Origin of the sequence: Thiohalorhabdus sp. Cl-TMA (genome assembly GCF_041821045.1) — a bacterium.
Taxonomy (GTDB): domain Bacteria; phylum Pseudomonadota; class Gammaproteobacteria; order Thiohalorhabdales; family Thiohalorhabdaceae; genus Thiohalorhabdus; species Thiohalorhabdus methylotropha.
This window is the reverse complement of record NZ_JBGUAW010000020.1, coordinates 1-12314: the sequence shown is the minus strand read 5'-3', so window position 1 is coordinate 12314 and position 12314 is coordinate 1. Positions and strand designations below refer to the sequence as shown.

The 12314-nt window shown below is 59.6% G+C and carries 7 protein-coding genes and 3 pseudogenes; 4 read left to right on the top strand and 6 right to left on the bottom strand.

From position 1 onward, the window contains the following. The first annotated feature begins 96 nt into the window (after nt 1-96). Entirely contained in the window at nt 97-798 is a 702-nt protein-coding gene (locus ACERLL_RS17465; protein ID WP_373657382.1) for a potassium channel family protein, read from the top strand. A 245-nt stretch (nt 799-1043) separates the two neighbouring features. Then, a complete protein-coding gene (locus tag ACERLL_RS17460; RefSeq protein WP_373657381.1) occupies nt 1044-1277 on the top strand; it encodes a hypothetical protein in 234 nt (77 codons plus the stop codon). 57 nt (nt 1278-1334) lie between these two features. Here the strand turns inward: ACERLL_RS17460 and ACERLL_RS17455 are convergent, their stop codons facing one another. The 5 genes and pseudogenes from ACERLL_RS17455 to ACERLL_RS17435 form a co-directional block, all read right to left on the bottom strand. Beyond that, a complete protein-coding gene (locus ACERLL_RS17455) occupies nt 1335-2771 on the bottom strand; it encodes a mannose-1-phosphate guanylyltransferase/mannose-6-phosphate isomerase (RefSeq protein ID WP_373657380.1) in 1437 nt (478 codons plus the stop codon). A 106-nt stretch (nt 2772-2877) separates the two neighbouring features. After that, nucleotides 2878-4224: a glycosyltransferase family 4 protein gene (locus ACERLL_RS17450; RefSeq protein ID WP_373657379.1), complete on the bottom strand. Its 1347-nt coding sequence runs from the start codon at nt 4222-4224 to the stop codon at nt 2878-2880. Beyond that, on the bottom strand, nt 4169-5161 hold the full coding sequence (locus tag ACERLL_RS17445; protein WP_373657378.1) for an NAD-dependent epimerase/dehydratase family protein: 993 nt from the start codon (nt 5159-5161) through the stop codon (nt 4169-4171). Before ACERLL_RS17445 ends, ACERLL_RS17450 begins: the two co-directional genes overlap by 56 nt. Before the next feature lie 445 nt (nt 5162-5606). Then, a protein-coding gene (locus ACERLL_RS17440; RefSeq protein ID WP_373657377.1) for an IS3 family transposase occupies nt 5607-6766 on the bottom strand; the annotation gives its coding sequence in 2 pieces (ribosomal slippage) (nt 5607-6508 and nt 6508-6766; 1161 coding nt in all). Between the two features lie 347 nt (nt 6767-7113). Next, nucleotides 7114-8030 (bottom strand): annotated as a pseudogene (locus ACERLL_RS17435) (IS481 family transposase). Nucleotides 8031-8218: 188 nt separating this feature from the next. Between ACERLL_RS17435 and ACERLL_RS17430 the strand changes: the two are divergent. After that, nucleotides 8219-9209 (top strand): annotated as a pseudogene (locus ACERLL_RS17430) (integrase core domain-containing protein). A gap of 342 nt (nt 9210-9551) precedes the next feature. Here ACERLL_RS17430 and ACERLL_RS17425 read toward each other — a convergent pair. Next, nucleotides 9552-10019: a transposase gene (locus tag ACERLL_RS17425; protein ID WP_373657376.1), complete on the bottom strand. Its 468-nt coding sequence runs from the start codon at nt 10017-10019 to the stop codon at nt 9552-9554. A gap of 1013 nt (nt 10020-11032) precedes the next feature. Between ACERLL_RS17425 and ACERLL_RS17420 the strand changes: the two are divergent. Continuing rightward, nucleotides 11033-12123, top strand: a pseudogene (locus ACERLL_RS17420) (IS3 family transposase). The last annotated feature ends 191 nt before the right edge of the window (nt 12124-12314 follow it).

Sequence of the window (12314 nt, the reverse complement as noted above, 5' to 3'; positions counted from 1 at the left end):
GCCAAATCCGGCTCCTATCGCCCTGGCTTTTGTAATAACAGGATACCAAGGAGCGACAACTACCCTGACAGCCAGGGGGACCAAGGAAACCACTCCGTGCCATTCGCCCTGGCCCGCCTATGGAGAACGCTTCTACGCTCCGTCCGCAGCCGCCCCGGCCGGACGGCAGCTGCCATCTTTGTTCTCCTGCTGGCGAGCCTATTCGGCAACGCGGTCGCCTTCTGGTGGTTCGACGGGCAGCTCGACCCCGGGATCGGGCTCGGGGACGCCCTGTGGTACAGCATCATCTCCGTGACCACCATCGGCTACGGCGACTTCAGCGCTACCACTGCCCCGGCGCGCTGGGCCACGGTCATCGCCATTGCCTTCGTGGGCCTACCGGTGTTCAGCATGTTCATTGGGGTGGTGGCAGAGCAGGTGGTTTCCCACCACGAGAAAGAGCGAAGGGGGCTGCTGCCCGTGGACGACCAGAACCACATGCTGATCCTGAACTGTCCCTCGGGGAGGCGGGTCCGGGATATTGCGCGGGAATTCCGGGCAGACACCGCCTTCCACGGCAAGCCGGTCTACCTGGTTACGGATGTGGTGGACACCAACCCGGTTTCCGCCGAGGAGATCGGCTTCGTGCAGGGCTCGCCCATCGACGAGGAGAAGCTACGCCGGGCCAATATCGACCGGGCCGATACGGTAATCATCCTCTCCCCGGACTACGGCTCCACCAACAGCGATGCCCAGGTAGCCGCCGCCCTGACCCTTTGCCTTAACGACCTCTTCCAGGTATGCAGGAAGTACGGGTGATCCGCCCGTTTGCCGTAGCCATGTCTCCCCCAGGAGGAATCGTGGATCATTTTGCGTATACGGATCTCGAGGCTCGGAGGGGTGTTTGCGGACTCACGCTGATCCCTTTCCTGCGTAAGAAAACGATCTGGGTGGTCTGCACCGCCCTTCCCCAAAACACCGGCCCCGCACTGGCAGATTCCCTTTCCTCCGTGCTCCGGGGCATCGTCCGGGAACGCCTCTCAGAGAAATATCCGGATTTCTCCATGCGGGTTTTCGTACACCACCCGCCTCCCCGGGAAAGCCTTAGCGACCCGGCGCGCAACGGCGACCGCATCGATGCGCTCGCCATCCCCGTGGAGCTGATCAAGGGGGTGTCCAATGCCGCCGACTGGTCCCCCGCCCAGCCTGCCGAGCTCAAGCAGATCCTCCGCTACCTGTACACGCCCTGGAAGATCCGGTTGGATCTGAACCACCATCCCTATCAATCGCTCATCTGAACGGGGAAGAATTGTGTTAAACCTCACTTATGCCCGCAAAAAGTTCTGAGCTAGTTTTCAGCCGCGCCCGTAAGAATCCTCAAAGCGGACAATATCGTCCTCCCCCAGATAACCTCCGGTTTGGACCTCGATAAGCTCCAAGGGAATCACCCCGGGATTCTCAATCCGGTGATAGCACCCAACCGGAAGATAGGTCGATTGGTCTTCGGTTAAAAGAAAAATTTCCCCGTCTCGAGTAACCTGGGCGGTTCCCTGCACAACTACCCAATGCTCTGCCCGATGATGGTGCATTTGCAGGGAGAGACACGCCCCGGGCTTGATGAATAAGCGCTTGACCTGGGACCGCTTGGACAAGGCGATCTGCTCATAAGCCCCCCAAGGACGATAAACCCGCCTATGGACCTGATGCTCATCGCGGCCTTCAGACTTGAGCTGGTTGACCAGCCCTTTGATCCCCTGCGCCTGATTCTTGTGAGCCACCAAAACTGAATCAGCGGTCTCCACCACTACATGGTCCTCCAGACCAGAGGTGACCAGGAGCCGGCTTTCCGCCCGCAGGTAGCAGTTGCTGTCACCCCGGGAAATCACATCCCCGCGGACCACATTGCCGTTTTCATCCTTTGGAGTCACTTCAAAAAGGGCTGACCAAGACCCAACGTCGCTCCAGCCCGATTGGATGGGTACCATATAGGCCGTTTCGGTTTTCTCCATAACGGCATAGTCAATGGAATCCTCCGGGGACTTGGCAAAGGCTTCAGCATTTACCCGCACGAAGTCCATGTCCCGTTCGGCAGACTCAAAAGCCTGCCGACAAGCCCCCAAGATTTCAGGAGCATGACGGCCTAGCTCGGAAAGATAAGTATCTGCCCGGAATAGGAACATGCCACTGTTCCAAAAATAGTCCCCAGATTCGACGAAGGTCTCGGCCCGCCCCCGGTCAGGCTTTTCCACAAACTCCGCCACGGCGAGGGGTTCAAGCTGACCCTCCGGAGATTCCTGAGTTCGGATGTAACCAAAACCTGTCTCGGGAGCATTCGGTACAATCCCGAAGGTAACCAGGGAACCTTGTTCAGCGGGCTCCCTCCCTACCGTAATAGCTTCTTGGAGGAATTCCGGCTCATCGACGACATGGTCGGCAGGCAGCACCAATAGTAGAATTGACGAGTCTAACCGCTCTGCTTCCAAAGCGGCCAAAGCAATGGCGGGGGCCGTGTTTTTCCCTTCCGGCTCCAGCAATATGGGATTGTCTCCCCAACCCATTTCCCGGAGCTGGTCGGCAACCAGGAACCGATGGGCCTCATTGCAAACCGGGATAGGGGCTGAAATACCCGCGACCCCTGCCACCCGCTCCATGGTTTCCTGGAGCATGGTCCGCTCGCCGGCGAGGGGCAGAAACTGCTTGGGGAATTGGGACCTAGAAAGGGGCCAAAGACGAGTGCCCGAACCTCCGGAAAGGAGAACTGGGACAATAGAGTGAACTTCCTTAGTATTCATAGAAAGTTAGCTTCAAATTTCCTTTAGATTTTCCAAGAACCACGGGTAGGTATTCCCTGCCCCGACCTTCAAAGAAAGGCCGGCCTCCCGGCCGGTATTTTTCAAGCTATTCCTCGCTTCCTAAAGGTTTACGCTCCGAACTTCTCGCATGGTGGCTTCGTACGGTACGTTCAGTGTGCAACCGTAGAAGGTCATCCCATTCCCTAGTCATCCGTTTACGGGAGAAGTGGTTCTGGTAGATACAATGGCAATGCTCCTGTATTTCACGAAGTGAACTAGGGTTTCGAGCCAATTCACGCAAAACATGCGCGACCTCCTCTACCCCATCTGGGGCAAGGTGCCACCCCACCTCATAACGCCTAATCCATTCTGCAACACCGCTATCGCCCCCTCCCGCGAAAACTACCGGACGCCCGGCAGCTAAACTTCCGAAAAACTTCGAAGGCACCGCAATCCCAGACCACTCGGGCCTGAGACTAGCCATATGGATATCTGCCGAGCCGAGACGTTTTTCCAGCTCCGCCAGAGAGGCGAAGCCAGCAAAGCTTACATTATGATCCTCCTCCGTAACCGCTTCTTTCAGAGCATGAGAACGGTTGCCCCGCACGGCAAAGCAAAAATGGATCCCAGGCTCAGTTCGTAGTAACCGGGCCAGGCGCAACAACTCCTCAAAGCTGTGGGCCTCACCAAAATTGCCTGAATAAAGCAGAGCCAGGCTAGCATCACCAAACAATTCTCGGCGCGTGTCTGGGTCAGCTTTGACTGGCTCTGGATATTCACCCAAAGCCCAAGGTGTTAGCTCAACCTCATGAGCTCGATGCCCGTAGACGCGCAAGCGCCGGCGCATGCAGGGGCCGAGATCTGCGATGATGTCACAACGATTATAGGCCCACCGTATAATCGCCTGCATGAGGCGAACGGACAGGCTGGATGACTGCAAAACACCACTGGCCAAAGCGGCTTCAGGGTGCATGTCGAAGCACCAATGAACAACCTTGATTTTCGGGGCGAGCACTTTTAGAGGGATTGCAACTATGACGGCGAAAACCGGGTCGGTCCCCACCAAGACAGCATCCGGACGGTAGATCCGACGCCGAAAGCCAAGCCGGCTCCAGGCAACAATCATCCAAACTGCATTGGCCAAACGACCCATGAAGGAGGCTTGGCGAAACTTGGGCCGCCATACTCGACGATAAAGAACCCCCTTATGGACTTCTCGGGAGGAATACGTGCGGCCTTCCTCCCGGCAGCCGCGATTGCATGGTAACGCCTCAACCGACCACCCCTGCCCCGCAAGATCCTCAGCAACTCCATCGAAGTGGTGGGCACTCACCACATCATCGGGGTGCATGTAGTGATAGAGGATAGCAACCCTAGGGGGACGCACGCAGTCCTCCTCAGCTAGCAGCGCCATTTCCAGGAAGCCGACCCTTATTACGAAGTTGTTCTTCAATCCACCGATAAGTCTTTTCCAGGCCCTCCCGCAGCGGCCTGCTCGGACGCCAACCGAGTTCTTGTTCAATCAGTTTGTTATCCGAGTTCCGTCCCCGCACGCCGAGTGGACCTTCAATATGGTTTTTCACCAGCTTCTTACCAGCAATATTCATAACTATATCTGCTAGCTGATTAATGCTAACCATCTCATCGGAACCGATATTGACCGGACCACTCGAGTTGGATCGCATTAAGCGCAAGGTTCCCTCTAAGCACTCATCCACATAAAGGAAAGACCGAGTTTGCTCTCCATCACCCCAAATCTCCAACTCTCCCCCATTTGGAGTTGAAGCCACCTTTCGACAGATCGCGGCAGGCGCCTTTTCCCGTCCATCACGCCAGGACCCATAAGGACCGAAAATATTGTGGTAGCGAGCCACCCTAACCTCCAGCCCCTTATTCCGCTGATAAGCGAAATACATGCGCTCGCTAAACAACTTCTCCCAGCCGTATTCACTGTCCGGTTCGGCTGGATAAGCACTGTCCTCAGCACAGTTTGGATTATCCGGGTCTAGCTGATTGTATTCGGGATACATGCACGCTGATGAAGAGTAAAATACTCGGCCCACATTACGTCGATAGCAGGCTTCTAGCATATTCAAGTTAATGGAGGCCGAATTCTGCATAATGTCAGCATCATTCTCACCAGTGAATACGAAACCAGCTCCGCCCATATCTGCCGCCAATTGGTAAACTTCATCAAAACCCTGATCAACAATCTGGCGACAAAAGCTATAGTCTCGGAGATCCCCAATAGCAAAATCGTCCGCGGAAGTATTCCAAAATTCAGGATATTTCAAATCTACACCTCGGACCCAAAAACCATCTTCTTTTAATCGTTTTACCAAATGAGATCCAATAAACCCGCCAGCGCCACAAACCAAAGCAGTCTTCATTTATCACCCTCCTTGCATTCAGCTTTGGTAAATTTCAATACCTTATCAACCATAAACTTCAGCCCACTAACCAAAGATAACACACAACTTTTCACCTTTGGCGGAGACTATCCATACTACTTAGCAAAACATATCGATCCCTCTGCGACCGATCCCAAGAAAAAATTTACTCCAACACTTCCGCCAAGCATGAAATTCCAACGCCCCAAACCGCAAAAAGGTAATAAAAACTTTATAAGTCGTATTTTTAAAAAATAAGCATAACCATTACTGATATACAAAACACTCCAAAGGACAAATAACCCTTCACATCGTCGAATGGTTGCCCATGAGTCCCATAGGACCCCAAAAATGGCGTCCGATTATACCACCTATGTTCTGACGAGCACGCCCCCTACTGGACCTTTGGAGTTACCCCGCTTCGGTGGACAGGTAACGGTTTGAGTTAAGCAGCCTCCTGCCAGGCCTGCTCGTGGTCTCTGGGGGAGCGCTGACCGAGGGCGGAATGGCGCCGTGTCGGGTTGTACCAGCCCTCGATGAATTCAAAGATCGCTCGCTTGGCCGCCGGGTGGTTTCGGAAGCGCTGACGGTCGATCAATTCGCATTCGAGGGTCGCGAAAAAGCTCTCGGCCAGGGCGTTGTCATAGCAATCCCCGACCGAGCCCATGGACTGGGCAATGCCGGCCTCCTGGCAGCGCTGACCGAAGGCCAGCGAGGTGTATTGACATCCCTGGTCGGAATGGTGGATGACCGATTCCGGCTTGCGGCTGTGCACCGCCATATCCAGGGCGTTCAGCACGAGTTCGGTGCGCATGTGGCCGGCCATCGACCAGCCGACCACACGGCGGCTGAAAACATCGAGCACCATGGCCAGGTACAGAAAGCCGGCGTCCGTGGGCATATACGTAATGTCCGAGACCCAGAGCGCATCCGGTGCCTCGGCTTGGAAAGCTCGGTCCACCCAGTCCGGCGCCGGGCGCTCCTGCTGCGCCGGCGTGGTGGTCCGGATGCCCTTGCGGCGCGTCACGCCGCGCAGGCTGTCCTGCCGCATCAACCGAGCAACGCGTTTGCGGCTCACCGGGAATCCAGCTTCAGCCAGCTCGGCATGAATGCGAGGCGCTCCGTAAGTACCGCGAGACCGCCCATGGATGGCCCGAATTTGGCCGAGCAGGGCTCGATCGGCCCGCTCCCGAGCCGAGGGCTGGCGCCGCCGCCAGGCGTAGAAGCCGCTGCGAGAGACGCCCAGTACCCGGCACATGGTCGCCACCGAATGCATTGCCTGGTTCGCCCTCACGAATCGGAAGATTCGGGTGGAACCGTCTTGGATTCCCGAGCGAACCAGGCCGCGGCCTTTCCCAGGATCTCCCGCTCCTCCCGGAGCTGGCGGTTCTCCTGGCGCAGGCGACACAATTCGGCCTGCTCCTCACTGTTCAGGCCATCCGAGCGGTTTCCGGCGTCCCGCTCGGCCTGGAGAAACCAGTTGCGAATCGTCTGGGCCGAGGGCTCAAACTCCTCGGCTAACTCGTGGGGGCTCCGGCCCGCCCGGACCAGCTCCACCATCTGTTCCCGGAATTCCGCCGAATACCGGGCTTGCGACTTGGCCATCGTGGACTCCTTTCAAGCCAAAGGGTCAGGTGTCCACGAAAGCGGGTCAACTCCAGCTAAGTTTGCCCGGACCGGCCATCCTCCAGTGGGGATCGTCTGCAGTTTGACCTGTCGGCCTACACAACAGGAATTGGTTATTTCAGGCCGTGGTACGCGCCGATCGCTTTAGCAGGGTCCGACTGACCGACCCCACGCCGCCTGCATAAGCCCCCTCCCGGGGCGGGGGAGCGAGAACTTCTCGTAAAGGCCGCGGCATAGTTCGCTTGTGAGTCCAAGGTGTTCCCGCCTGGATAATCCTCCAATCATGCGTCGGAACTAGTTGTGCTGTAGCAAGAAGTTGTCCCCGGTTACCCCAGTACGCTGACCGGTGGCCGATCGTTCAGACTTCCATGTGGCCGTAGCCAGTTGTACTCCTTGAGCCACTCGGGCAGCCGTTGGCGGCGCTGCTCGGAGGAGCGGTACTCCGCTGCATAGGCCCATTCGTTCAACGCCGTCTGGATGAAGCGCTCCGCCTTGTCGTTGGTTTGCGGCGAATAGGGCTTGGTGAAGCCCTGCTGAATGCCCAAACCGCGGCACACCCGCCGAAATCGCCTGGAGCGGTAGCAACTGCCATTTTCCGTGAGTACTCGATGCACGTGGCGGATGCCGAGGCGCCGGAAGTAGGCCAGGGCTTCCCGCAAAAATCGCTCGGCCGTTTCCTGGCGCTCATTGGGCTTCACCGCTGCATAGCTGAGCCGGGAGGCATCATCCACGGCTGCCCATGCACATATTCCCAGCCGGCGCTGGGTGAGCCCTGCGTGCGGTCCCCGGTCACTCGGTGACCGGGCCGTGCAAAGCGTCCGAGCTTCTTGATATCCAGGTGAACCAAGTCGCCCGGCGCCTCGTGCTCATAGCGGTTGGCCGGCCGCGTCGGCACCAGGTCCCGCGCCCGGCTGAGCTTCCGCAGCCGCAAGATGCAGGACACCGTGGCCCGGGAGATCCCGCAGGTCTGGGCGATGCGCTTGCCGGTCCAGCCCAGGCGGCGCAGCCGCACGATTCGCCGGACCCGGCCTGGAGCCGTTGCCCCCGGACTCCGGCGCGGCCTACAGGAGCGCTCCTGTAGGCCGGACTGGCCCTCTGCCTGATACCGCCGCACCCATTTCCCCACGGGTCCGGGTGCAGACCCCGACTCGGCAGCTACCGACCGGAAACTGCGTCCCGTTTCCAGGACGCGTCGGACCCATACCGCTCGACCTGCCGGTGCAGGCCGGGCATTTTGCGGCAGACGTCCACGGGGTTTCTCCCAGGTTGCTGCAGTTTCCCACCTTCAGCGTTAGTGGGTTGAAACCCGTGGACAATCTATTCAAATCCCACATCTAGGTGTTTGGCCTCGGAGGATTGTCTCCCTCCCCGTAGTCTTGTTTACCTGGAAGCGCGGTCGGTCGTTGAATACCTGTTGGAGGAGGTGGAAGGTTGAGCACCCGGCTTCATGACAACGCGACCACTGCCCGCCCCGGATTCGGCGCTATATCCAGGAGTCCGACAAGGGTACGACCAAATTGGCCCGGGAGTTGGGGCTTTCCGAGACCACGGTCCGCAAATGGAAACGGCGCCAGACGGTGGAAGATGGCTCCTGCCCGTGCCGTACCGCATTCGGACCTCGATGGCGCCGGAGACCGAAGCCGTCCTCGTGGAGCTGCGCAAGCTGTTTCTGCTGCCCGTGGATGACCTGCTTCGCATCGCCCGGGACTTCCTGGATCCCAGCCTGTCCCGGGCTGCGCTACTGCGCTGCCTCAAGCGCAACGAGGTCAACGATCTGAAGGCCTTGCGGGCCCAGTTGTTGGGTGAGCCAGCGGAACAGGCCCAGCGCCGCAAGACGTTCAAGGACTACGAGCCGGGCTTCGTCCATGTGGACCTGAAGTATCTGCCCCAGTTGCCGGAGGAAACCGAGCGGCAATTCCTCTATGTGGCCATCGACCGGGCCAGCAAGTGGGTGTATTTCGAGATCCGCGCCGACCGCAAGGCGGCGACAGCCCGGTCCTTCGTGAACAACCTGAGCCAGCGGGCCCCGTTCCAGATCACGCACCTGTTGTCGGACAATGAGGCCTGCTTCACGGACCGTTTGCATCGCCCAGACAGGCAGCCGTCGGGGAAGCACCCCGTAGACCAGTTGTGTGCCGAACAGGGCATTGCGCACCGGCTCATTCCGCCCCGGCAGCCGGAAACCAACGGCTTGGTGGAGCGCTTCAACGGTCGGATCAGCGAGGTTCTTGCTTCCGTTCACCTCCGGAACCGGGAGGAGCTGGAAGCGACCTTGGAACGCTATCGCCGCCTGTACAACGGCCAGATGCCCCAAAAGAACCTGGCCGCACGGACCCCGGTCGAGGTCCTCAAGGCGTATTACGAATCAGACCCCGACCGCTTTCGGAGGAAGCCACACAACCCTCCGAGTCCCGACATCTAGGTAGGGCACGCCGTGGCTGCCACGTGCGGGAGCACAGCGTCAACCTGATGCTACAGCACACTGACATGTTTTTGGCCCTGTCAAGCCCGGCCTTCTGGTTGAAAGAACAATTAGGCAAATCGGTTCAGAATCGGGTCGTTGCGACGGTGGATCCAACCTACATTCGCGGGTCGGTACCACCATTCCCGTCATCCGTCGCGGGGCGACCTCGGCCTAGGTGCGAGCATTTGCGCCGGTGGCCGATCTCATAATGTGCGCGAGGATTCCCACTACCGGTCCCGACCGTGAGTCCATTTGCCGGAAGTTACTATCGTTAACCTGGGTCAGACCATTTTTGGCGGCTCATGCCTGGGCACCCTTCGGGGTCGTTTCCCGGGCCAGCGCCCAGAGGAAGCCGGCCAGTTCAGGGCCCCGGCTGTCGCGACCACTTGGGAGGAATTTGCCTTGGCGCATCAAATGCCGGAAACGATGATAGAGCCATCGCTGGGCCTTCCAGCCAATGTCTCGGGCCGGTTGAAGGACGACCGCTTCCAGGCGCCGGATTTCCGGGATCTTCCTCGGCGGGAAGCGGGACGTCCAGGTCGATTCTGCTAGGGCCTTTCGGACCCGGGCATTGCCCGTTTTGGTAATCGGTCCCCGGCGCTCCCGATTGCCGCTGGAGGGCTCACTGGGCACCAGCCCCAGGTAAACCATCAGCTGCCTCGGCGACTGAAACCACGTGGGATCACCGAACTCCGCCAGCAGCGTCACGACGTTGACCAAGCAGATGCCCCGCATTGCCATCAGGACCTGAACCACCGGCGCCAGCACCCAGCTGCGGGCTGCCTTTCCGCTTCCAAGGCCTGGACCCGGTTGGCCGCTTCCCGGAGGCTGTACAGGTACTCCTGGAAGACTGCCTGCTAGGCAGGCGTGTCGGACGACTGCTGGGCCAGCCACTGAAAATGGGGTCTGGCCCACTTCTTGTTGGTGGGCCCCGGGTAATGCTGGCCCTGGCGCAATAGGAAAGCCGACACCCCCTGTTTAGCCTGTTTTCCGTCCGTTTGGCATCGTCCCGGGCCCGGACCAAGTCCCGCATGGCCTCGGTCTCGCGGTCCGGCACCCAGACCCCGGTCAGTTCCCCGGCGCGGTGCAGCCGGGCCAGCTGGCTCCCATACCGGCGGTAATTTTTGACCCGCTCACTCGACCGGCGCGGCATAAGGGATGGGACGACAGCATCGCAGCCGTGGCCCACGCCCACAAGCTGGCGATACACCTCGTAGCCGCGGGGCCGGCTTCGTAGCATAAGCTAAGTATCTCGCCGTTCGGGGCCAGCTTACCCGCCAGTCGGCGGATGGCGCTAGACTCGTTAGGGATCTCGCCGCGGAGCACCGACTCCTCCCGGCCGGGAAAGGCAACAGCAACGGCGATGGTGTCTTTGTGGACATCCAGACCCACGTAGGCGCTAAACTTATCCATGGCCTGCCCTCCTCATGTCTGCTCTGGGCTTGGGAGTTCCACCCCAAAGCCTAATCCACGAAGGCTAAGGAGCGGCAGGCCAAATACATAGGGGCTAGTCGGGCACAACCACGAGGTACAACAAGCCTCGCGGCATATAGGTGATATCTGTACACCAAACTTTGATTCTGGTCGTCACCGCCAGCTACTAAAGCAAACAGGGGTAGCCGGATCCTGTGGGGTACGGCTAACTGGCGTGCGGTCCCAGCTCCATCCCTTGCCAGCCTAGGTGACCTGCTCCCCGTTTTCCGGACCAGTCAAAACCTAGTAGAGTCCGCTTACCCCCCGAGGAGGCGGACGGGAAAAAGAAGCGGTTCAGGGAGGAGCAGATGGCCCCCGGATTCTGAAGGAGGCGGAATCCGGGGAGGCGTAGCGGATCTGTGCCGGAGATACGGCTTCAGCGACGCCACGTTCTACAACTGGCGAATGAAGTACGGCGGTCTGGAGGTGTCGGGGGCCCGCCGGTTGAAGGCGCTGGAAGAAGAGATCAGCGTCTGAAGAAGCTGCTGGCGGACAGCATGTTGGACAACGAGGCCCTGAAGGCGGCGCTGTCGGAAAAGTAGCGACCTCGCAGGCCAAACGGAGGGCGGGGCAGCCTGGATGCGGGCGCAAACGGCCACCTCCGAGCGGCGGGCCTGTCGGCTTGCGGGGATCTTCCGGTCCGGTGCTGCGCTACGCATCCCGCCAATCGGCGGAGAGGAGGCGTAGCTTCAGCAGCGGATCATCGACCATGCCCAGGAGCGGCGCAGGTTCGGCTTCGGCGGGCGCATTCACGCTCTCCTGCGGCGGGACGGGCATACGATCAATCACAAGGATGCGGGGTTGGCGGTGTGCGCCGCCGGAAACGGCGCCAGGGCGTCGCCGTGGAACAGGAGGCGCTGCCGCTGCCCCCCCCGGTCCGGACCAGGTCTGGCCCCTGGAGCTCAACATGGCTGCCCTGGCCAGTGGGCGGCGAGTCAAGATCCTGACTGCCTCGTCGATGACTTCACCAAGGAGGCCATCGACGTGGTGCCGGAGCGGGGCATCTCCGGGCAGCAAGTCACCCGCATCCTGGAGCAGGCCGGGCGGTTCCGAGGCTTCCCCCTTGCCATCCGCACCGAGCAGGGGCCGGCATTCACCGGTAAGGCGCTGGACCAGGGCAGCCTATGAGCGCGGCATCGACCGGAAGCGCATCCAGCCGGGCAAGCCTACGCAGAACGCCTACATCGAGCGCTTCTATGGGCGATTCCGGGACGAATGCCTCAACGGGCACTGGTTCACCAGCCTGCACCATGCCCGGGAGGAAATCGCGGCTTGGTGGCAGGATTACAATGGGCAACGCCCACATTCGTCGCTCAGCTACCGAACATCGGCCGAATTCGCGGCGGCCTATCGCCAGTGCCCGAAGATAACAGACGACGAGCCAGAGATGGCCGAATAACCCCTGGACTCTACTAAGTAGGAACTGTTCCTAAAAACCGGGGCAGGTCATAGGAGCACCAACAGGCGCAAGACCTGTTTGGGGTTGACGGGGCACCTCTGGCACAGCAGTCATCCCGGCTAATTCATCGGAGGCCCCAGACACAAGTATGGCGTGAGGCTTTTTCCCTTTATAATCAGAGGTGTCCAGAC